The organism is Rhizobium sp. AP16, from assembly GCF_000281735.1.
Lineage (GTDB): Bacteria > Pseudomonadota > Alphaproteobacteria > Rhizobiales > Rhizobiaceae > Rhizobium > Rhizobium rhizogenes.
The window spans coordinates 16,463-36,552 of sequence record NZ_AJVM01000089.1; the positions used below are offsets into that span (position 1 = coordinate 16,463).

Consider the following 20,090-nt stretch of genomic DNA (forward strand, 5'->3'; position numbering starts at 1 on the left):
CTAAATCTCTCGGGCGATCCCTCGGGCGTCAACCGAGATTGAATTCCTCCCAGATCGCCGCATTATGCTCGCCGACCTCGGGGGCCGCACGCTCGAATTTCGGTCTCTGTCCATCGATCCGGATGGGAGAACGCGTCGTCGCCAGGGAAACGCCATCGCCGCGCCCAACTGTCTGCAACATATCCAGCACTCCGAACCCTTCGCTCTGCAACAGCTCCGGCCAGTCCAGCACCTTGGCGCACCAGATATCCGCCGGCTCCAGGACGGACAGCCATTCATCGACCGTGCCGGTAGCAATGCGCGCCGCAATCAGCGCCTTGATCTCGTCACGCGCCATGAACCAGCTTTTAGGATCGTCGCGATAGGGTGCAAGTTCGTCCATGCCGAGCAGGTCGGCAAGTTTCGAAATCGGCGTCATGGCAATGGCAAGATAGCCGTCGCTGGCCGGATAGACGCCGTAGGGTGCCGAGAGATAGGCGTGGGCGCTGCGAAAATCGGAGCGCTGCGGCAGTTTATTGCCGCTGTTCATGTGGACGGTCAGAACCTCCACCTGCAGATCGACAAGCGCCTCCAGCAGGCTCGTCTCTACCAGCCCGCCCTTGCCGGTAATGCCGCGACGCACCAGTGCCGCCAGAATACCCTGTGCTGCCGCTGCTCCCGCCAGCATATCGCCGATCGCCAGACCGAACGGCACCGGCCCCTGCCCTTCATCGCCGTTCAGCCACATGACACCGGAGCGCGATTGCGCCAGCAGATCCTGCCCGGGACGAGAGACCCAGGGGCCTTCCTCGCCATAGCCGCTGATCGAGCAATAGACGAGCCGCGGGTTGATGTTGCGTGTGGCCTCGTAACCCAACCCAAGCCGCTCGATTACACCCGGCCGAAAGTTCTGCACCAGGACATCGGCCTGCGAGATCAGCCGGCGCAGCGCCTGCATGTCGCGCTCGCTCTTGAGGTCGATCGCCAGGCTTTCCTTCGAACGGTTGATGGCATGAAAAATGGTCGAATCGCCGCTCTCGGCGTCGCTGAGATAGAGCCTACGGGAAAGATCGCCGCCTTCCGGCCGCTCGATCTTGATGACCCTGGCGCCAAGATCCATCAGTCTGAGGGTGCAATAGGGTCCGGACAGGAACTGGCTCATATCCACGACCAGCAGGCCGGCCAGCGGCAATTCCTTTTCCACCACCATCGCTATTTCCGTTCCCCGACATCGCTCCCGGCAGGCTGCACACCCAGATTGATCGGCACAATCGCCAACCGAAACCCTGCATCCGCGGCCTTTAGTTTTCTTATGTAAATAGTATTTTCACATATGGATAAGTTTTGCAAACAAAAAGAGGCGGCATAATCGACCCGCCACTCGACCCAGACCGCCCGAAAATGCGTTATAGCTTTCACAGCAACGCGAATTGTTGAGAGGAGATTTGAGATGACGACAGTCAAATTGCTGAATGATGCGGAGGCCGAGGCGATCCCGGCGGTCAAGGCCGTGTTCGACGACATCCGCACCGTCAGAAAATCCGATTTCATCAATAATTTCTGGCGTGGCCTTGCCAATGATCCCGCACTTCTGAAGCGCACCTGGGAAGGGCTGAAGGCAGTAATGATGGCCGAAGGAGCGCTCGATCCGCTGGTGCGCGAGATGATTTATATTGCTGTGTCCACGGCCAATGGCTGCACCTACTGCGTCCACTCGCATACCGCAGCCGCCAGGGCAAAGGGCATGACGGACGCGCAACATGGCGAATTGCTGGCTGTCATCGGCCTTGCCGGACAAACCAACCATCTGGTGACGGCGATGCAGATCCCTGTCGATCCGGAATTCGACGTCAGCCGCGGCTGATATCGCAAAAAGAAAGCCCGCCGGACATCAGCCGGCGGGCTCTTCGATAGATCACATGCTGTGTTTAGCGATCCGACTTTTCCGTCACTTGACCCTTTACAGCAACGGCGACGACATCGACACCATTGCTGACGGCCAGGAGCCGTTTGCGGACGAGAACGCCCATCACCCGGGCAGCCGTCGAAAAAGTCATCGTGTCCAGCGGACCTTCGCCTGCCCAAGGCTTGGTCAGGCGTTCGGTGACCGCCGAAACGATATTGTTCGGCACGATGTCCGTGCATTCACGCATGGCTTCAAAAACGACGCTGACGGGGAAAATCCTCCCGTCGAACGTTACGATCGGTTCAGTGACCTCCGCGTCCCATTCCTCGAATGCATAGAGCGCTTCCCGGAAGAGCTGCTGCAAGGTAATGGGGGCATGACCCTCATGAAGGGGCGGCAAGGCATTCGACATGTCTGTCTCCTTTCAAGTGGAAGTCCGGCGCATAATGTAGAAACTAATCGGCCTCCCCCGAGGCCCACGCGCTGCTTCTGGGTTTGGCGCACCCCGAAACATCGGATCGGACAGCGGCGCGGCAAACCATCTTCTGTAACCGGCGCAACGCGGGAGCACACGAAATGTTCCCACCGGTCACTTAACTTGATCAAGTCTATAGATTAATCTCGACTTGAAAAGCCTCTTTCGGAATTTTCTGTAATTATCTATATTTTTGAATGGCTTCGTCGTAGACTGAAATCAGACTTCGCCTTCGGGAGAGATGCGAATCTCCTCCACGTAGTGAAAGGACCGTCATGAGCAACGACCACGAACATGATCACGACCACCCTCATTCCGACCACTGGCGCGACAATGGCGTGAAGGTCATTCCGGGCAATTCGCTCGATCCGAACACGGCGCAGACGCCGGGCATGAACCGGGCGACAGCCATCAGCAATGCCCGCGCCGGCGCCGAGAAGATCTGGGCCGGAACGGTGACGATCCACGCCAACGCCAAGACCGGCGCTCATCATCACGGCGATCTCGAAAGCATCATCTATGTCGTCAAGGGCAAGGCCCGGATGCGCTGGGGTGATAACCTCGAATTCGTCGCCGAAGCCGGCCCGGGCGATTTCATCTTCGTGCCGCCCTTCGTGCCGCATCAGGAGATCAATGCCAGCCGCGACGAAACGCTGGAATGTGTGCTGGTTCGCTCCGGTCAGGAACCCGTCGTCGTCAACCTCGATATCGAACCGATGGAAAAGCCGGAGGAAGTGCTCTGGATAGATCCAATCCATCGCTGATATGCACAATTCGCATGCAATCAGATTCCTCAATGCACAATAATACATCATATCCATAGAAAATTAGTTCTCTATCAGGCACAGCTCAAAAAGAGTTTTTCAGAAGTGCGGTGCACAACAAATGTTCCTGCTTCGCGTGACCGGCGGCCGTCTGAAATGATTGAGGCTGTCAACGAGACAATGGCGTCTCAATCACATGGAACAGGATTTCCAATGACGAAAAAGTCTTCTCAGGGTCTCGAGACGCTGCGCTTCACCCGCCGGACCGGCCTTGCAGCTCTCATTGCCTCCGCTGTCGCCGTTGTTGGCTTGACGGTCGCCACCCCCTCCTTTGCCGCCGACAAGACGATCAAGGTCGGCATCATCAGTGGTGAAGACGAAGACGTCTGGCGCGTGGTCACCACGGAAGCCGCCAAGAAGGGACTGAAGGTCGAAACAGTCGTCTTCAACGACTATACGCAGCCGAACGAAGCCCTTGAGCGCGGCGAAGTCGACGCCAACGCCTTCCAGCACCAGCCCTATCTCGACAACCAGATCAAACAGCACGGCTATCACATCGTCCGTGTCGGCTATACCGGCGTCTGGCCGATCGGCCTCTATACCAAGAAATACAAGACCGTCGCCGAGCTGCCGAAGGGCGCCGTCATCGGCGTGCCGAACGATCCGTCCAATGAAGGCCGTGCGCTCCGCGTGCTGCAGAACGAGGGCGTCATCAAGCTCAAGGACGGCACCGGCATTCTCGCCACCATCGCCGACATCGTCGGGAACCCCAAGAATGTCGAAATCAAGGAACTTGACGCCGGCATCGTCGGCCGCTCGATCGACGACCTCGACGCCGCCGTCGTCAACACCGACTGGGCACTGAAGAGCGGCCTTTCGCCGAAAGATCGCATCGCGCAGGAGCCGATCGACGGCAACCCCTACCGCAACTTCATCGCCGTCAAGCAGGGCAACGAGAACGAAGCCTGGGTAAAGACGCTGGTCTCCGCCTACCAGAACGATACCGTCAAGGCCGAATTCGAAAAGGTCTACAAGGGCACGGGTCTCAGCGCCTACTAACAGCAATTCAGCGCCGGGGGCTGCGCTGAAAACCAAGGCGGCCTGGGCATTTTTGCTCGGGCCGCCTTCGGTGTTTTCAGCAGATCGGCACCCGACGACACAAGCCGAGAGAAGATTGACATGAATTCCTTCGTTTCCGCCACAGCCATTGAGGGGCACGCGCCGCCAGGCTCACCGGGCAATGACGAGATCATCCGTCTCGTCGACGTCCGCCGCAGGTTCGGCACGACGCCGGCGCTCGACGGTATTTCGCTGACTGCCCGGCGTGGCGAAATCGTCGGCATTATCGGCCGCAGCGGCGCCGGCAAGTCGACGCTGATCCGCTGCCTGAACGGGCTGGAGCGCGCCGATAGCGGCGAGATCCATATCGAAGGACGCGACATCGTCGGCCTGTCGGAAAACGAGCTGCAGCCGCTGCGTCGCCGCATCGGCATGATCTTCCAGCATTTCAATCTGCTGTCGGCAAAGACGGTGGAAGAGAACGTCGCCCTGCCGCTGAAGATCGAAGGTGTGGCCAAGGCCGAGCGCCTAAAACGCGCCCGCGAGTTGCTCGACCTCGTCGGCCTTGCCGACAAGGCGAAGGCCTATCCCGCAGCTCTCTCGGGCGGCCAGAAACAGCGCGTCGGCATTGCCCGGGCGCTTGCTGCCCGCCCCGCTCTTCTCCTCTCCGACGAAGCCACCTCTGCCCTTGATCCCGAAACGACACGGTCGATCCTGGCACTGCTGAAGGATATCAACCGCAAGCTCGGGCTGACCATCCTGCTCATCACCCATGAAATGGAAGTGGTGCGCTCGGTTGCCGATCGCGTCGCCGTCATCGATGCCGGCAGGATCGTCGAAGAAGGTGCCGTCTGGTCGGTCTTTGCCAATCCGCAGACCGAGATCACCGCAAGCTTGCTCAGCACGATCCGCCCGCAACTCCCCGACCATATTGCCGAACGTCTGTCGCAGACGCCGGGAGCCGAAGCCATTCTCAGCATCGACCTCGCCGGCCCGGCCGCGCAAGGCGCGTTATTTGCCGAGCTCTCTGCGGCGCTGCCGCATTCCTTCCGCCTTGTCCATGGCGGCATCGATCATATTCAGAACCAGCCCGTCGCCCGCTTTTTCATCGCGGTGCCGACGCGCGATCCGGCGCTGCCGGCGCAGGTGACTGATTTTCTGATGGCCCGGTCCGCCCGGGTGGAGGTTCTAGGCTATGACAACTGACATCATCCTTGGCCTGCTCTGGCGCTCCTTCTGGGAAACCATCTGGATGACCGGCGCATCCGGCCTGCTCTCGCTTGTCATTGGCCTGCCGCTCGGTCTCGCTTTGGTCGTCACCGGCCGCGACGGCATCGCCGAGCAGCTCACCGTCAACCGCATCCTCGCGGCCCTGGTCAACGGCTTCCGCGCCGTGCCCTTCGTCATCCTGCTGATTGCCCTGATCCCGCTGACGCGGCTGATCGTCGGCACGGCACTCGGCACCACAGCGGCCATCGTGCCACTCACCATCGCGGCCATCCCCTATTACGCCCGCATCGCTGAGGTATCGCTGCGCGAAGTCGATCGCGGCCTGATCGATGCCGTGCGCGCCATGGGTGGCAATCGCTGGACGATCATTCGCGAAGTGCTGGTGCCGGAAGCACTGCCCGGTATCGTTGCCGGCTTTACCGTGACGCTGGTAACCCTAATCGGCGCCTCCGCCATGGCCGGCACGATTGGCGGCGGCGGGCTGGGCGACCTTGCCATCCGCTACGGCTACCAGCGCTTCGAGACCGGCGTGATGATCGCCGTCGTCGTCGTGCTGATCATCCTCGTCTGCGGCATGCAATGGCTCGGCGACCGCCTCGTCGCCAAGCTCGATCATCGCTAGAAGCTAGTCGTGGTGACGGAATGCGGCTGCCGGATGACTTGACGGCAGCCGCCCGTCGCCTCGGCCAAACAGCTTCTGGCGCAGCGTGCCCTCGGCATAATCCGCCTTGAACAGCCCGCGCTCCTGCAGCACGGGAATGACGAGATCGACAAAATCGTGCAGGCTTTCCGGCGCCACCGTGCGCGCCAGATTGAAGCCGTCGATCCCGCCCTCCTCCATCCATAGCTGAAGGCGATCGGCAATTTGCTCCGGCGAACCGACCATCGGCTTCTGTCGGCTGCCGAGCACCATCTGGTCGATGATCTCTCGTGGGGTCATCGCCGGCTTGCCGCTCGCCTTGCCGGTAACGACGGCAAGAGCCGCCTGCTGCGCATTCGTCGTCTTCTGTTCGATCGGCTCGTCGAGGCCAAATTTCGAGAGATCGATGCCGATGGAGCTGGAATAATGCGCAAGCGACGCCTCGACGCTGGCGTGGCGGCGATAATCCTCCAGCCTGTCCTCGGCCTCCTTCTCCGTTCGCCCGACGACGACGGTGATGAGATTGAGGATACGGAGATCGTCGCCGCGCCGGCCGAAATCCACGGCCCGCTGCCGCAGCGCATCCGTCATCGGCTTGGCGCCCTGCGGCACCGGGCTCGCAATGAACACGCATTCGGCATGCCGCGCGGCAAAATCCTGGCCGCGTGCCGAAGCGCCGGCCTGGAACAACAGCGGCGTCCGTTGCGGCGACGGTTCACTCAGGTGAATGCCTTCCATCCGGTAATGGCTGCCTTCATACCGGACGGCGCGCACCTTCGATGGATCGGCAAACAGCCCGCCCGCCTTGTCGCGCTTGACCGCATTATCGTCCCAACTTCCCTCCCAGAGCTTGTAAACAACCTCGAGATACTCTTCGGCGGCATCGTAACGGGCATCATGATCAGGCTGGCGCTCCATCCCCATGCTGCGAGCAGCACTGTCGAGATAGCCGGTGACGATATTCCAGCCGATGCGGCCCTTGGTCAGATGGTCAAGCGTCGACATCCGTCGTGCGAACAGAAACGGTGGCTCGTAGGTCGTATTGACGGTGACGCCGAAGCCAAGATGCTTCGTCACATAGGCCATCGCCGAGAGCGGGATGATCGGGTCGTTGACCGGTATCTGCGCACCCGTGCGGATCGACGTCTCGGGGCTGCCCTTATAGACATCATAGACACCGACGATATCGGCGAGGAAAATGCCGTCCAGCTTGCCGCGCTCGGCGGTGCGGGCGAAATCCACCCAGTAGTCGAGATTGGTATAATTCAGCGACAGATCGCGCGGATGTGTCCAGAGGCCGTGATTGATATGCCCGACGCAGTTCATGTCGAAGGCGTAGATTTGCATCGGCTTCATTGCACAGCCCTCACCCCTTGAATTCATCGTCCCGCCTATTTTCCTTCAGCGACCGCAAAAAGATCCGGAGTTTCGCGATATTTGGAAGCAGGTTGCGGCGGATGACCCGAATCCGGAATTTTGTATCTCTATATTTTCTATCAATTTCACGATCATTAGTGCGGATCAGCTGCCATGTCAGCGATTAAAGACCATTTCGAAGCACCATGCCCGGGGGAAACATGACCATCAATCGACGCAATCTTCTGACCACCACAGCCGTCACCATTTTTGTCGCAACTTTCGGTTCTTATGCAAGTGCCGCCGACGTGACGCTGAATATCGGCTATCAGCCGATCGTCGAGCCGTCACGCGTGCCGCAAGCCGATGGCGACTATGAAAAGGCGACCGGCGCGAAGATCAGCTGGCATAAATTCGACGGTGGCGCCGATGTCGTTGCCGCCATCGCCTCAGGCTCGATCGATATCGGCTATGTCGGCTCCTCGCCGCTTGCCGCCGCCGCCAGCCGCGAATTGCCGATCGAAGCCATCTACGTCGTCGGCAATATCAGCGATGCGGAAGCACTCGCCGTCAAGGGCATCGACAAGCCGGAGGATCTGAAGGGCAAGAAGATCGCCACCCCCTTCGTCTCCACCTCGCATTACAGCCTGCTGACCGCACTGAAGCATTGGAACATCGACCCCAAGACGGTGCAGATCCTCAACCTGCGCCCGCCGGAAATCGCTGCCGCCTGGGAGCGCGGCGACCTCGATGGCGCCTATGTCTGGGATCCGGTTCTGTCGCAGATCAAGAAGAACGGCAAGATCCTCGCGACCTCGGGCGACGTCGCCAAATGGGGCGGCCCGACCTTCGACGCCTGGATCGTCAGCAAGAAATTTGCCGATGCCCATCCGGAGATCGTGACCAGCTTCGTGCAGGTCACCGGCAAGGCTTACGCGTCCTACCACGCCGATCCGGCAAGCTGGAACGCCTCGTCGCCGCAGGCCGCCAAGATCGCCAAGTTGACCGGCGCGAAGCCGGAAGAGGTGCCGGAGCTGCTGAAGGGCTATTATTTCCCGACACTCAAGGAGCAGGCGAGCGCCGAGTTCCTCGGCGGCGACACGGTGAAGGCAATCGCCCAAACCTCCGCCTTCCTGCTGGAGCAAGGCAAGGTCCCGGCAGTGTTGAAAGACTACGCTCCCTACGTCAACGCCAAGTTCGTCACCGACGCGGCCAAGACCGGCCTTTGATTTCTACCCTTGGCGCAGACTGGGATCCCCCGTCTGCGCCAATTCATTGGAGTCCCACATATGAGCATCCTTTCCCTGCAATCCGTCTCGCTGAATTTTCCCGGCGACCGCCGTCGGCAGGATGCCCGCCGTGTCCTCGATAATCTGACGCTGCATATCGCCTCCGACGAATTCGTCACCGTCATCGGCCGCTCCGGCTCTGGCAAGACCAGCCTGCTCAATCTCGCCGCCGGCTTCCTCGCGCCCACCGAGGGGCGCATCCTTGTCGATGGCAAGGAGATCGACGGACCGGCAGCCGACCGTGCTGTCGTCTTTCAGGACGATGCGCTCTATCCCTGGCTCAATGCCCGCGACAACATTGCCTTTCCATTGCGCCTGCACGGAATCGCGAAGGAAGAGCGCCGCCGCCGCGCCGAAAGGCTGCTGGCCAAGGTCGGCTTGGAAGGTGCCGGCGATCGCAATATCTGGGAGCTTTCCGGCGGCATGCGCCAGCGGGTCGGCATCGCCCGGGCGCTGGCCTCCGATCCGCGTTTCCTGCTGATGGACGAACCGCTCGGTGCGCTGGATGCGCTCACCCGCACCCGCATGCAGCAGTTCCTGCTGAAGGTCTGGTCGGAGAGCGGCACCGGCGCCTTGCTGATCACCCACAGCATCGACGAAGCCCTGCTGCTCGCCACCCGCGTCATCACCCTGACGCCCAATCCCGGCCGCATCACCGCCGATATCCCCCTGTCCTTCGGCAAACGCTACCTTGCCGGCGAACCGCTTGCCGAGATCAAAGCGTCCGCCGAATTCAAGCAGCTCCACGATGACCTGACCGGCCTGATCCACGACGAGAATGAGGAGGAGGCAGCTTGACCGCCGATATCGAAAAGATCGCGACCGTCGCCACCAAATCCGATACCGTGCCCGCAACCAAGAACAGTTCGTCCGGCTCGACGCTGTGGATCTCGCTCGCAACCGTGCTGGCACTGCTGGTGATCTGGGCTGTTGCGGCGGCCTATAGTGTCGTCTCGCCGGTCTTCCTGCCCTCGCCCTTAACCGTCGCCAAGGCGCTCTACGCGCTGAACGTCACCGGCTTCGTCGATTCGACGCTGCTCGAGCACGCCTTCGCCAGCCTGCTCAGGATCTTCGGTGGTCTCGCCGTCTCACTGGTGATCGGCATTCCGGCCGGACTGGCGATCGCCACCAGCCGTGTCGGCAAGGGTATCCTCGACCCGATCGTCGAATTCCTGCGGCCGCTGCCGCCGCTTGCCTATCTGCCGCTGGTCATCATCTGGGTCGGTATCGGGGAGGCATCGAAGATCACCGTCATCGCGCTTGCCATGCTGCCGCCGATCATCCTGTCGACCGCTGCCGGCGTGAAGGCCGCTCCCGTCGACTATGTCAACGCTGCCCGCTCCTTCGGCGCCGGCCGGCTACAGGTGCTGCGCCACGTCATCCTGCCGGGCGCCATCCCCTCGATCCTCACCGGCATCCGCATCGCGCTCGGCGCCGGCTGGTCCACCCTGGTCGCCGCCGAATTGGTCGCGGCGTCACAGGGCCTGGGCTTCATGATCCAGTCAGCCGCGCAGTTCCTGGTGACCGATATCGTCATCAGCGGCATCATCGTCATCGCGCTGATCGCCTTCCTGTTCGAGATCACCGTCCGGCTGATCGAACGCCGCCTCGTGCCCTGGTCGGCTCATCGCTGAGCCGATCGAGAGGGCTCGGCTTATTCCTGCGCCGCCGGCGCGGCGGAATTCTGCCGCGCATCGAGATTGAGCATCGGCACAGAGCCGTTCGGCAACATGGTGGTCGGCAACTGCCCGTTCCACTTTTCCGCCTGAGTCAGGAAGATCAGGTTCGGATTGTCGCGCAACGCGTCGCCGCGCGCCTTGATCGCCTTCGCCTCGGCATCGCCGCGAAGCTGGATTGCCTGTGAATCGGCTTCAGCCTGCAGCCGCACGGCATCGGCCTGCGCCTGTGCATCGGCGCGGCGGGCATCGGCGGCCGCCTGGGCCTGCGTCACGGTAATCTGAGCCTGCACCTTCTCACGCTCGGCATTCTGCCGCAGCTTCTGCACTTCTACTTCGGCCAGCATGCGTTGCTCGATGCTGTTCTCATAGGCATCGGAGAAATCGATATTCTCAACCTGAACACTGTCGATCTGCACCGGCCCTTGAATGCCGGCCTCGATCGCCGCCTGAACGTCGGTGTTGAACTGCGCCCGATTCTGGATGACGGAAGCGGCGGTGAACTTGCCGAACACCGTTTTTACGTCCTGCGGCGCACGCCGCGACACCAGCCGTGATTCCAGATTACCGAGCGAGCCGAATTCGGAATAGACCTTCTCGACCGCATCCGGCGGCACATGCCAGGAAATGGTCACGCGCATGTCGGCCGGCTGCTGGTCCTGCGAATAGGCCTGCATCTGCGGATGTTCGCCCGCCTCGCAGTTCGCGCCGTTCTGGCAGGTCCAGTAGGTCACCTGCTGCGTCACGGGGATTTTGACGACGGTTTCGATCCACGGCAGCTTGAAATGCAGGCCCGGCTCGGCCGTACCGACCATGGCGCCGGTGCGCAGAATGACGCCGCGCTCCCCCTGGTCGATCGTGTACCACGAGCTGAGGACGAGCATGACAATAGCGATGACGGCGGCAATGCCTAGAAAGGCAGGCAGGCGACCCCTGGTCGCCGCATATGCCAGGTCGATTTCCCGATTCGCCATCTCTGTCCCCACCATTTCCTCAATGGCCGAGACATAGATGAGTCGGAGCAAGAATGCACCCGTCCAGGTTTAGGCGGCAAATCCGCAGCGCTTCATCAGTTCCGGGTGACCGGCTTCGAGCGCATCCGCGACACCGTCTCCCGCTCCGCCCGTTTGCAGCGCATTGGCGGCAGGCCACGATCCATCAGGTCCATGTCCTCCAGCACCATGTCGCCCATCTTCTTGAAGGCGCTGTCGAGCGCGCCGGCGCGATGCGCCGATCGGATGAAACCCTTGAGACTGCGGACCGGATGATCTCCGCTGAGTGGCTCCTCGGGATAGACATCGCTCGCCGCAACGATATGGCCGGAGGCAACCGCCGCCATCAGCGCTTCGAAGTCCACGACATCGGCGCGGCTGAGCAGGATGAAGGCCGCCCCCTTGCGCATGCGAGCGAAGGCCGTTCCGCCGAGAAACCCCTTGTTCTCGCTGGTGACGGAGGCGACGACGAAAATGAAATCGCTGCCCGACAGCACCTCGTCGAGACTGGCCGGCTGGACGCCATGCTCCCTGAGAATAGACGGCGGCATCCAGGGATCGAACACCCTGACCGTCGCGCGAAAGCCGGAGAGCAGCCGGTTCAGCGCCTTGCCGAGATCGCCGAAGCCGACAATGCCGATATCGCTGCCGGAAAGCAGCCGGGCGCTGGCATTGCCGTCCCCACCCCAAAGCTCCTTGCCCTGACGAAAATCGACATCGGCATCGACGATGCCGCGCGCCAGGCTGAGCGCGAAACCAAGCCCGATCTCCGCCACCGGCTCGGCAAAGACCTGCCCAGTGGTGACGACATGGATGCCGCGCTCGAAGAGCACATCATAGGGCATGTTGTTGATGAGATTGCTCTCGACATTCAGGATGCAGCGCAGGCGCGGCATGCGGTCCAGCACCTCTTTCGACAGCGGCGGCTGGCCGATGATGTATTGCGCCTCACCAAGAATATCGTCGCCAAGATCGGCGACATCCTCCGGATCCGTCTCGACGATCCGATATTTCGAATGGAGGAGCGACAGCGCGTCCTTGGTGAAAATAAGCTCAAGCGAACGCGGCTCGGGCGCGCTGATGGCCAGAGGCCTGTTGTCGGTCGACATGATTGTTTCCTCCCTATTTCGAGGCGCGATCCAATATCATTCAGCGGACCAAATCAATCAGTCCTCGGCCTCTTCCCCCGGCATTCCGACGGAGAAGGCGCAGATGCGCGAGAGGTAGGTTTGCGGCAGGCCGGTTTCGACGCCCCAGGCATTGAACTGATCCTGGATCAGGCGCAGATCCTTCTTGCCCGGCTTGGTCTCCGAGATCGGCAGACCGGAGAGGCGCAGGCAAACGAGTACGTCATGGCTCATCACGAAACTGTCGCGGCCGATGGCGCGCAGGAAATATTGACCACTCATGCCGCCGAGCCGGTCGGCGCGCTTATCGAGTACGGCGAGCAGACCGATGTGATCTTCCACCGGCCAGTCCGCGAAGAAGCCCCCGGCGCTGCCATGCTCCTCGGCAAGCTGACGAATGAAGTGCGCGTTGGCCCTGACCGACATGATCTTCGCGCCATTGCGCACCACGCGCTTATCGGAGGTCAGGTCGTGCCAGTAATCATCGGGCGCGAAATTGAGAAAGGCGGGATCGAAACCGGAAAAAGCCGCTTCGAACCCCGGCCATTTGGAATCGATGACATTGCGAACGAAGCCGGCATAGAAGACATAACGCGTCATTTCCGACAGCAATCGGTCGTCCGGCATGGCGCGCAAAACGTCGTGATCCGGCGCCTTGGGCATGAGCGCCTTCAGCCCTTCGGCCCCGCCCTTGCGCTTCTCCGCCCGCTCCAGAATCTCCGCGAAGCTGCCCATCCGCCTCTCTCCCTTTTGGGTTCGAAGTCTTCATGATCTTGGCCCACTCCGCAAGATGCGAGTGCCGGAATCGAAAAGGCCGGAGCAATGCCCCGGCCTCATTCTTCTCTCTGTAAAGGCGTTATTCCGCGGCGGCTTCCACCACCGGCCGGCGGGCGATCGTCGCCTGAGTCAGCAGCAGGGCTGCGACGGCGCAGAGCGCGATGCCGGCAACCATCGGCAGGGCAGTGCCATCGAAGAACACGGCGGCAATGATCATGGCGATGGCAGCCGTGACAAATTGCAGTGTGCCCATCAGCGCCGAGGCCGTGCCAGCAATTGCGCCGTGATCCTCGAGCGCCAGCACCGCCGTCGTCGGGATGACCAGGCCGAGGAAGCCGTAGCCGACGAAGAGGAACACGACCAAGACCGGCAACTGATTGAAGCCAAGGCTCATGACGATGGCGAGCAGCGCCATCGTGGTGGCAAAGGCGGTAACGGCGACCCGCATCACCCGCACCAGGCCGAAGCGCTCGCCGAGCCAGCCGGTGAGCTGCGACACCGTAAAGAAGGAGACAGCATTGACCGAGAAGGCAACGCTGTATTCCGTTGGCGTCAGGCCATAATGGTCGATCAGGATGAACGGCGAATTGGCGAGATAGACCAGGAAGCTGGAGATGCCGAGACCGCCGATAAAGCTCAACGTCAGGAAATTGCGGTCGCCGAGCAACAGGCGGTAGGCGGCCATGGCGCTGCCCAGGCCGCTTTCAGAACGCTCCGCCTTCGTCCGGGTCTCCTCAAGCTGCGTCGACAGCAGGATGAGGCCGATGATCGCCGCAATCGTCACGGCCCAGAACACGCCGCGCCAGCCGTAGAAGGCGATGACGGCGCTGCCGGTCAGCGGTGCAAGGATCGGCGAGATGCTGAACACCAGCATCAGCAGCGACATCAGCCGCGCCGCCTGAACGCCGGTGTGCATGTCGCGCACGATGGCGCGCGGCACCACCATGCCGGCCGCACCGCCGATGCCCTGCAGGAAGCGGAAGGCGATCAGCGTCTCGATATTGCTGGCCGTGGCGGCGCCGACGCTTGCCACCGCAAACAGGCCGATGCCGATATAAAGCGGCGCCTTGCGGCCCCACATGTCAGACAGCGGCCCATAGAGAAGCTGAAAGATGGCGAAAGGAATGAAGAAGAAGAGCAGGCTGAGCTGAACGACATTGTTCTCCGCGGCAAGATCCTTGCCGATCGACGGCAGAGCAGGGAGATACATGTCGATCGCAAAGGGACCGATGGCCGACAACAGGCCGAGGATGATCGCATAGCGAAGGAAAGACGTCGTCATGATGATGATCTTTCAGAAAGTTTCGAGCGCGAAAGCCGGATTGCCGTCGCGCCGCATCTCCCTTGAGGGGAATTCAAATCTAGGTGGTCACCGGAACGCCACACGGCCTTGGGAGGAAAACGCGGGTTCCGAATTGCGCTTAACAGTCTCGTCCATTTTTTTGGACACAGATGTCAAATTAGACACTATTGTCCAAATCGTCAATACGCATTATCTTCATCCCATGAACAGCCGAAACGCCGCCGCCTTGCAGGCAAGAACTGCAAGACCCGCCCAATGCCTGAAACGCGTCCCCATCCTCGATGCCGCGGCCGACGTCTTCTGCCGCGAGGGATTTTCGGGCGCGAGCATTGACGAGATCGCGGCGCAGGCCTGCGTCTCCCGCCAGACCATCTACAATCACTACCGTGAAAAAGAGACGCTGTTCATCGCCGTCATCGCCGACGTGACCGCGCGGGCCAATACCGCCATATTCGCCGCACTGGCCGCTTTTCCCGACAAGCCGCAGAACCTGCGGGAAGATCTGGCCACCTTCGCCATCAATCTGAACCGTAATTGCCTCTATAATCAGGATGGAAAATTCCTGCGCAAGCTCGTCCAGTCCGAAGGCCCCCGCTACCCGCACCTCTTCGAAGCCTGGCGCGAACACGGCCCCTGCAAGATCGGCACGGCAATCGGCGCCATCTTCGCCCGCCTCCATCATCAGGGCCTGCTCAATGTCCCTGACTGCGACATCGCCGCCCGGCAATTCACCGCGCTGATCAATGCCGACCTGCAGATGACGACACTCTTCGGCGAAACGCCAACCGAGGCGGACATCGAGATATCAGCCCGACAGGGCGTGGATATGTTCCTGCGAGGCTATGGAGTTCAAGCGAAAGCTCCCGCCTGAAACCTGCCTCATGTCTTTCCTGGAGCTATTTTAACGATGGCTTCAGTACCTTCGATGCGCAACAAACATTGCTTCGAAATTTACTTGTGCCTTTGCATGCCAAGGCGCTAACGTGCGCAGCATGGGTCGGAGCTTCGAAAAATGAGCAATAGACGTTGGAATTACCCCGTGCAGGTGATCTGCACACGCACCGGGACAACCTACACCGTCAGCACCACGAAAGAAGCATTGGACATGCTGCTGAATGCATGGCCGGTCGCCGAAGGCAAGGCGTTCCTGCGCGCCATGCTCGTCTGCGCCGACGTTGAAAGCGGGCTGAGGCAGCCGCTCGAAGCCCGCAGCAGCTTCATCGCCGCCGCCATGGAAGCCGGTGTTCCGATCGAGACCGTGATGGCCGACTAGGCCACTGGCGTCTCTTGCGCCATGTCCATCCGCAAAGCCCTTTCATTCCGATCGGATGCCCTTCAGCTAGGCTTCAGCTTATGGTGGTAGACCTTTGTCGTGCGGACGAGATCGCCGCCCCCCAAAAAAGCTCGTTCGCACTCGAGCCAGTGCCTGGCCTCCCGGCTCTGCCTTTCCCTCGGAAGGCAGAGCCGATTTCTTGAGGCGAATTGAATGCTCGGCAACCATTCATCCCCCGTTCAGCCCCTTGGTTTCAGGATGAAGAGGATGAAGGAGGTTCATCATGAAAATCTTTAAAACTCTACTTGCTGCAATCCTTGGTATCGGCCTGCTTATCGGCGCCGGTGCGGCGTCGGCTACGCCGATGATGAATATGACGAAGCCGGAAGTTCAATCGTCCGTCCAGACGGTCGACTATCGTCATCATCGCCATCATCGTAATTGGCACGGTCAGCGCCATCACAGGCATCACTGGAAATCGCATCGCAGCCACCGGAGCCACTACTGGCGCGGTCATCACCGCGGCTGGCACAAGCATCACCGGCCCCATCGGCATCATCGGCACCACTACTATCGAGCCTGAAACCAGCTCCCGACACAGCTTAATGTCGGCGTGAAATGGCAGCGCTCCACCGGGCGCTGCCTCCAAAAATGTGTTGCGCGTTTATCGACGCCCTGAGTTTATCAGGAACGCGTCCTCACAACGCCGTAGGTAATATTCGAAACCCTATAAATCACCACACCAGCCGCCTCGGTCACTCACGAGAACCGGCTCGATCAATCGCCTTGAAGGCTGGATCTGGGTTGATGGCCGCGCGCCTGAAGGTGGCGGCTCGTTCCGCTCTCTTCATCCATGGATGCCCGTCCCACCCATCAGTGGAAATATCGCTCGGGGCATGCCAATAATCGTCTCAAGACATGTGGCTTGCCGGAGCATGAGCTTGCTCTCGATGCCTGGAAATGAAAGCCTTGATCGTTGGCGCAGTCTCACCTTTCCTGTAGGCAATGGCGACGTCCGATGTCGTTGTTAGCCCTTCAAGCGGCCGGTGGCCAATGTTCGGCAGGGCAGCGACGCATATCGGCGTTCCCGTCATGCTTGCCTGGAGGGAGGCCGGCCTCGATTAGCGCGATTTCCATGGGAACAGATGCGCTTGATTCTTGCGGCAACGAACCAAACCCTGCATTCATCCTTCAAAATTTGCGCTGCCAAATGTGGCATTCGCCAGGCGGAAAGCAGATGCCCTTTTGGTGAACATACATCTACCAAAAGGAAAAGCGCGAATCATCGTAATAAATGTCCAAACTAAGACGTACGTTTCTCAAATTTTCTTGAAATATAATGAAGTTTAAATCACGAAACAATACATTGAATATCGAGATATTTTGGCAACACACCCTTGAATCACTTCAATTAACTAAGTCGTTGCTTGGTAAATATTCGAAACTCCAAAAGTTTTCACAGCTAGATATAGCGCGGAAGCCAATCAGCTTTCAGCCGGAAACCATAAAGCTAGCACGAGGCATCGCCAGGTCGCTTCGCGATGTCCGTAGGTAGCCAAAACCAAATGGAGCCAGAATGAATATCAAGAGCCTTATGCTCAGCTCTGCAGCCGCTCTCATCGTCGCATCGCAAGCCAGCGCTGCCGATGCGGTTGTCGCAGCCGAGCCGGAGCCGCTGGAATATGTAAAAATATGCGACGCATACGGCGCCGGATACTTCTTTATCCCCGGTACCGAAACATGCCTGAAGATCGGTGGCAAGGTTCGCACCGAAGGTGAATGGGGCAACGCCTACAATCCGAGCAGCAAAAACGGAACGCTCTGGCATACGCGTGCCGAGCTGCAGCTGCAGACGGCGACCGACACCGAATACGGTCCGCTGAAGACCAACGCCGAGCTGCGTTGGGACTGGAATGACGGCAATTCCACGACGACCAACCTGCTGCACGCCAGCATCAGCCTCGGCGGCTTCACCGTCGGCAAGGAAGACTCGCAGTACAACGTCTTCACCGGTTATGCCGGCGACGTCATCAACGACGACGTCGTCTATGATGGCCCGTACGAACTCAACCAGTTGACCTACAACTATGACGCCGGCAACGGCTTCACGGCCGTGATCTCGCTCGAAGACACCAATTCATCCGATGATGCGAGCAGCTATGACGGCGCCTGGGTCACCTCGGAATCCAATCACTATGCTCCGAACGTCGTTGCCGGTGCCGGTTACAAGGCTGGCGCATGGTCCTTCAAGGTCGTCGGTGGTTATGACTCCATCGTCGAGGAAGGCGCGGTCAAGGCTCGCGTCGACGCTGACTTCGGCGTTTTCTCGGCCTTCGTCATGGGCGGCTACAACACGGACGGCAGCAAGCTGAACCAGTATGCCGGCTCGAACAACGATGAATCGACTTGCCCAACCAACCAGGGCTACCTTTGCGGCTGGGGCGACTGGGCAGTCTGGGGCGGCGCAAGCGTTCCGATCAACGAAAAGCTGAAGTGGAACTTCCAGGTCGCCTACACCGACTCGAAGATCTTCGCCGCAACTACGAACGTCAAGTTCAACCCGGTTAAGAACCTCCTGATCGAGCCGGAAGTCTCCTACACCAACTGGGATTCGGTCAACGAAGACCAGTGGGCCGGCATCCTCCGCTTCGAACGCAGCTTTTGATCTGATCTGAATTTGACCTCCGATCAGTGACAGGAAGGTCCGGCTTCCCCTGCCGGGCCTTCTTCTGGCTAGTTTTCGAGCCAACCAAACGGATCAGCGACGCCAGATCAGCGGCAGCGATGGGTGGGGTACGATCACCTGCGTGTGACGTCCGCCACCCGAAGTCCAATGAACTCATCGTCCCTGGATGGCGATCATAGTGCTAACGCCTGCCAAACCGAGCGGGTGAACAGATTTTCGATCTCTTGCGGCTGGATTCGGTTTCGGTTGGGCTGCTTCGACAGTGGGAACATCAATGCGGTGGTTCGGACGCGGAAAGTCATCGATCAAGAAACTCGCAATACAACCGCCAGCGCCATTTCCTGAAAGGCACGGCATCGCCATCGTGGTCTGCGTGAAGGACGAGGGAGCCTATATCGGCGAGTGGGTTCGCTTTCACCAGGCTGTTGGTATACGCCATTTCATCCTCTACGATAACGGTTCAGCGGATGACACCTGCACGATCTTGCGACAGATCCTCACGCCGGACGCCCTGACAATCGTGCCCTGGGCGGGACGGATGACCTATGGCGAAGACGAGCGCTTCCTCGATTGCCAAGTGGTTGCCTTCGCCCACGCAATTCTCAACTTCGGCAGCGCATTTCGGCGCATGGCTTTCATCGACGCCGACGAGTTCCTCCTCCCGAAAAAAGGCACGACGGTCGAGGAGGCGCTCGTCGCCACCCAGAATTTCCCCAATATATCTCTGCCCTGGCATATGTTCGGCACCAGCGGCCACAAGACAAAGCCGGAAGGACCCATCCTGTTGAGCTACACCAGGCGCAGCGCCGATCCACTGAGCCGCAAAGAGCATTCTACCAATTTCAAATGCATCGTCGATCCGTGCGAGGTCGTCGAAGTCAGCATCCACCAGTTCAAGACACGCGAATTTGGGGATCTGACGGTAAACGATGGCGGGCATCGCTTTACGCGCAGAGGCCGAAAATCAGCCGCCTTCTATTCAAACCAGTTCCTGCAGCTCAACCATTATTACAGCAAATCCGAAGAGGAACTGCAGGCGAAAATTCAACGCGGCTCAAACTTCGCGACTTCGCACCAGAAGCTTGAAGCGAAGGTGCGAACAACGATTGCGAATATCGAGGCTGACGAGATCGAAGATCACGCCATGGAGGACTTCGTGATACGCAACGCCATTGAACTTACGGATGACGACCGCAGTCAGGACCGCGCTGTGGCTCACTCCCGGTGAGCCTCGTTGGTATGCAAGGCATCCTGTCCGCAAATTCAGCCATGCGGCTATAGAGCAAAGGCGATCTACTGATGGAGTTCGGTCTTGGCTCTCCGTCCAATCATCGTTTGGAAACGATCAATCAGATTGCCGGCCTCAATCAAGGCAGGAACACCAGCCTCTATGGACATGATCGTAATTATGTCGGCTGTTTTGATGGTAGCGGAGGAGGGATTTGAACCCCCGACACAAGGATTATGATTCCTCTGCTCTGACCTACTGAGCTACTCCGCCACATCCGCGCATAATCATTACTTATGCACAAGGGCCAAACGAAACCGCCGCTCAAGG

General features: G+C 59.9%; 21 protein-coding genes and 1 tRNA gene. 14 read left to right on the forward strand and 8 right to left on the reverse strand.

Features of this window, described 5'->3' with window-relative positions; all coding sequences use genetic code 11:
• Positions 1-28: 28 nt before the first annotated feature.
• Positions 29-1,189 (reverse strand): CaiB/BaiF CoA-transferase family protein, encoded by a 1,161-nt coding sequence (locus PMI03_RS29775; RefSeq protein ID WP_007703220.1) that lies wholly within the window; start codon positions 1,187-1,189, stop codon positions 29-31.
• Between the two features lie 240 nt (positions 1,190-1,429).
• On the opposite strand from PMI03_RS29775, the gene PMI03_RS29780 reads away from it, so the two are divergent.
• Entirely contained in the window at positions 1,430-1,843 is a 414-nt protein-coding gene (locus tag PMI03_RS29780) for a carboxymuconolactone decarboxylase family protein (protein WP_007703224.1), read from the forward strand.
• Positions 1,844-1,907: 64 nt separating this feature from the next.
• Here PMI03_RS29780 and PMI03_RS29785 read toward each other — a convergent pair whose 3' ends face one another.
• A complete protein-coding gene (locus PMI03_RS29785; RefSeq protein ID WP_007703228.1) occupies positions 1,908-2,297 on the reverse strand; it encodes a hypothetical protein in 390 nt (129 codons plus the stop codon).
• Positions 2,298-2,635: 338 nt separating this feature from the next.
• Here PMI03_RS29785 and PMI03_RS29790 point away from each other — a divergent pair, with 338 nt between their 5' ends.
• From PMI03_RS29790 to PMI03_RS29805, 4 genes are all read left to right on the forward strand, one after another.
• Entirely contained in the window at positions 2,636-3,124 is a 489-nt protein-coding gene (locus PMI03_RS29790; protein ID WP_007703230.1) for a cupin domain-containing protein, read from the forward strand.
• Between the two features lie 213 nt (positions 3,125-3,337).
• Positions 3,338-4,183, forward strand: a complete 846-nt coding sequence (locus PMI03_RS29795; protein ID WP_007703233.1) for a MetQ/NlpA family lipoprotein — start codon at positions 3,338-3,340, stop codon at positions 4,181-4,183.
• 120 nt (positions 4,184-4,303) lie between these two features.
• On the forward strand, positions 4,304-5,389 hold the full coding sequence (locus PMI03_RS29800) for a methionine ABC transporter ATP-binding protein (protein ID WP_007703236.1): 1,086 nt from the start codon (positions 4,304-4,306) through the stop codon (positions 5,387-5,389).
• Entirely contained in the window at positions 5,379-6,035 is a 657-nt protein-coding gene (locus PMI03_RS29805; protein WP_007703239.1) for a methionine ABC transporter permease, read from the forward strand. The genes PMI03_RS29800 and PMI03_RS29805 overlap by 11 nt, the downstream gene beginning before the upstream one ends.
• Before the next feature lie 3 nt (positions 6,036-6,038).
• On the opposite strand, the gene PMI03_RS29810 is transcribed toward PMI03_RS29805, so the two are convergent.
• Positions 6,039-7,409 carry an LLM class flavin-dependent oxidoreductase gene (locus PMI03_RS29810; protein WP_007703242.1) on the reverse strand — a complete coding sequence of 457 codons (1,371 nt, stop codon included), beginning with the start codon at positions 7,407-7,409 and terminating at the stop codon, positions 6,039-6,041.
• 221 nt (positions 7,410-7,630) lie between these two features.
• Between PMI03_RS29810 and tauA the strand changes: the two genes are divergently transcribed.
• The 3 genes from tauA to PMI03_RS29825 are packed head-to-tail and all read left to right on the forward strand — an operon-like array spanning position 7,631 to position 10,332.
• Entirely contained in the window at positions 7,631-8,638 is a 1,008-nt protein-coding gene (gene tauA, locus PMI03_RS29815) for a taurine ABC transporter substrate-binding protein (RefSeq protein WP_007703245.1), read from the forward strand.
• A 60-nt stretch (positions 8,639-8,698) separates the two neighbouring features.
• A complete protein-coding gene (locus tag PMI03_RS29820; RefSeq protein ID WP_007703249.1) occupies positions 8,699-9,496 on the forward strand; it encodes a taurine ABC transporter ATP-binding protein in 798 nt (265 codons plus the stop codon).
• Positions 9,493-10,332, forward strand: coding sequence for an ABC transporter permease subunit (locus tag PMI03_RS29825; protein ID WP_007703252.1), 840 nt, complete (start codon positions 9,493-9,495; stop codon positions 10,330-10,332). Before PMI03_RS29820 ends, PMI03_RS29825 begins: the two co-directional genes overlap by 4 nt.
• Before the next feature lie 20 nt (positions 10,333-10,352).
• Here the strand turns inward: PMI03_RS29825 and PMI03_RS29830 are convergent, their stop codons facing one another.
• The 4 genes from PMI03_RS29830 to PMI03_RS29845 all read right to left on the reverse strand — a co-directional run bounded on the left by PMI03_RS29830 (position 10,353) and on the right by PMI03_RS29845 (position 14,552).
• Positions 10,353-11,348, reverse strand: coding sequence for a prohibitin family protein (locus PMI03_RS29830; RefSeq protein ID WP_007703255.1), 996 nt, complete (start codon positions 11,346-11,348; stop codon positions 10,353-10,355).
• Between the two features lie 95 nt (positions 11,349-11,443).
• The gene (locus tag PMI03_RS29835; protein WP_007703259.1) at positions 11,444-12,475 is read right to left on the reverse strand and encodes a hydroxyacid dehydrogenase; all 1,032 of its coding nucleotides are present in this window, start codon (positions 12,473-12,475) and stop codon (positions 11,444-11,446) included.
• A 57-nt stretch (positions 12,476-12,532) separates the two neighbouring features.
• A complete protein-coding gene (locus PMI03_RS29840) occupies positions 12,533-13,228 on the reverse strand; it encodes a DNA-3-methyladenine glycosylase I (protein ID WP_007703262.1) in 696 nt (231 codons plus the stop codon).
• A 121-nt stretch (positions 13,229-13,349) separates the two neighbouring features.
• Entirely contained in the window at positions 13,350-14,552 is a 1,203-nt protein-coding gene (locus PMI03_RS29845) for a multidrug effflux MFS transporter (RefSeq protein WP_007703264.1), read from the reverse strand.
• A gap of 223 nt (positions 14,553-14,775) precedes the next feature.
• Between PMI03_RS29845 and PMI03_RS29850 the strand changes: the two genes are divergently transcribed.
• The 6 genes from PMI03_RS29850 to PMI03_RS31950 all read left to right on the forward strand — a co-directional run bounded on the left by PMI03_RS29850 (position 14,776) and on the right by PMI03_RS31950 (position 19,978).
• Complete coding sequence (locus tag PMI03_RS29850; protein ID WP_039974921.1) at positions 14,776-15,444, forward strand: TetR/AcrR family transcriptional regulator; 669 nt, start codon at positions 14,776-14,778, stop codon at positions 15,442-15,444.
• A gap of 141 nt (positions 15,445-15,585) precedes the next feature.
• Positions 15,586-15,846, forward strand: coding sequence for a DUF982 domain-containing protein (locus PMI03_RS29855; protein ID WP_007703267.1), 261 nt, complete (start codon positions 15,586-15,588; stop codon positions 15,844-15,846).
• 283 nt (positions 15,847-16,129) lie between these two features.
• The gene (locus PMI03_RS31275) at positions 16,130-16,429 is read left to right on the forward strand and encodes a hypothetical protein (RefSeq protein ID WP_080515863.1); all 300 of its coding nucleotides are present in this window, start codon (positions 16,130-16,132) and stop codon (positions 16,427-16,429) included.
• A gap of 993 nt (positions 16,430-17,422) precedes the next feature.
• Entirely contained in the window at positions 17,423-18,511 is a 1,089-nt protein-coding gene (locus tag PMI03_RS29865) for a porin (RefSeq protein WP_007703270.1), read from the forward strand.
• A 295-nt stretch (positions 18,512-18,806) separates the two neighbouring features.
• On the forward strand, positions 18,807-19,760 hold the full coding sequence (locus PMI03_RS29870; RefSeq protein ID WP_007703278.1) for a glycosyltransferase family 92 protein: 954 nt from the start codon (positions 18,807-18,809) through the stop codon (positions 19,758-19,760).
• 71 nt (positions 19,761-19,831) lie between these two features.
• Positions 19,832-19,978: a hypothetical protein gene (locus PMI03_RS31950; protein WP_309574496.1), complete on the forward strand. Its 147-nt coding sequence runs from the start codon at positions 19,832-19,834 to the stop codon at positions 19,976-19,978.
• Here PMI03_RS31950 and PMI03_RS29875 read toward each other — a convergent pair.
• Positions 19,957-20,033, reverse strand: a tRNA-Met gene (locus PMI03_RS29875). The two genes, PMI03_RS31950 and PMI03_RS29875, sit on opposite strands and share 22 nt — an antisense overlap.
• Positions 20,034-20,090: the final 57 nt, after the last annotated feature.

Excerpts from the sequence above, each read along its gene's own strand:
- PMI03_RS29840 (WP_007703262.1), bottom strand. The coding sequence starts at position 13,228 with ATGGGCAGCTTCGCGGAGATTCTGGAGCGGGCGGAGAAGCGCAAGGGC.
- PMI03_RS29800 (WP_007703236.1), top strand. The coding sequence starts at position 4,304 with ATGAATTCCTTCGTTTCCGCCACAGCCATTGAGGGGCACGCGCCGCCA.
- PMI03_RS31950 (WP_309574496.1), top strand. The coding sequence starts at position 19,832 with ATGGAGTTCGGTCTTGGCTCTCCGTCCAATCATCGTTTGGAAACGATC.
- PMI03_RS29780 (WP_007703224.1), top strand. The coding sequence starts at position 1,430 with ATGACGACAGTCAAATTGCTGAATGATGCGGAGGCCGAGGCGATCCCG.
- PMI03_RS29775 (WP_007703220.1), bottom strand. The coding sequence starts at position 1,189 with ATGGTGGTGGAAAAGGAATTGCCGCTGGCCGGCCTGCTGGTCGTGGAT.
- PMI03_RS29820 (WP_007703249.1), top strand. The coding sequence starts at position 8,699 with ATGAGCATCCTTTCCCTGCAATCCGTCTCGCTGAATTTTCCCGGCGAC.
- PMI03_RS29835 (WP_007703259.1), bottom strand. The coding sequence starts at position 12,475 with ATGTCGACCGACAACAGGCCTCTGGCCATCAGCGCGCCCGAGCCGCGT.
- PMI03_RS29870 (WP_007703278.1), top strand. The coding sequence starts at position 18,807 with ATGCGGTGGTTCGGACGCGGAAAGTCATCGATCAAGAAACTCGCAATA.
- PMI03_RS29795 (WP_007703233.1), top strand. The coding sequence starts at position 3,338 with ATGACGAAAAAGTCTTCTCAGGGTCTCGAGACGCTGCGCTTCACCCGC.
- PMI03_RS31275 (WP_080515863.1), top strand. The coding sequence starts at position 16,130 with ATGAAAATCTTTAAAACTCTACTTGCTGCAATCCTTGGTATCGGCCTG.
- PMI03_RS29790 (WP_007703230.1), top strand. The coding sequence starts at position 2,636 with ATGAGCAACGACCACGAACATGATCACGACCACCCTCATTCCGACCAC.
- PMI03_RS29845 (WP_007703264.1), bottom strand. The coding sequence starts at position 14,552 with ATGACGACGTCTTTCCTTCGCTATGCGATCATCCTCGGCCTGTTGTCG.
- tauA (WP_007703245.1), top strand. The coding sequence starts at position 7,631 with ATGACCATCAATCGACGCAATCTTCTGACCACCACAGCCGTCACCATT.
- PMI03_RS29850 (WP_039974921.1), top strand. The coding sequence starts at position 14,776 with ATGAACAGCCGAAACGCCGCCGCCTTGCAGGCAAGAACTGCAAGACCC.
- PMI03_RS29865 (WP_007703270.1), top strand. The coding sequence starts at position 17,423 with ATGAATATCAAGAGCCTTATGCTCAGCTCTGCAGCCGCTCTCATCGTC.
- PMI03_RS29855 (WP_007703267.1), top strand. The coding sequence starts at position 15,586 with ATGAGCAATAGACGTTGGAATTACCCCGTGCAGGTGATCTGCACACGC.
- PMI03_RS29830 (WP_007703255.1), bottom strand. The coding sequence starts at position 11,348 with ATGGCGAATCGGGAAATCGACCTGGCATATGCGGCGACCAGGGGTCGC.
- PMI03_RS29805 (WP_007703239.1), top strand. The coding sequence starts at position 5,379 with ATGACAACTGACATCATCCTTGGCCTGCTCTGGCGCTCCTTCTGGGAA.
- PMI03_RS29810 (WP_007703242.1), bottom strand. The coding sequence starts at position 7,409 with ATGAAGCCGATGCAAATCTACGCCTTCGACATGAACTGCGTCGGGCAT.
- PMI03_RS29785 (WP_007703228.1), bottom strand. The coding sequence starts at position 2,297 with ATGTCGAATGCCTTGCCGCCCCTTCATGAGGGTCATGCCCCCATTACC.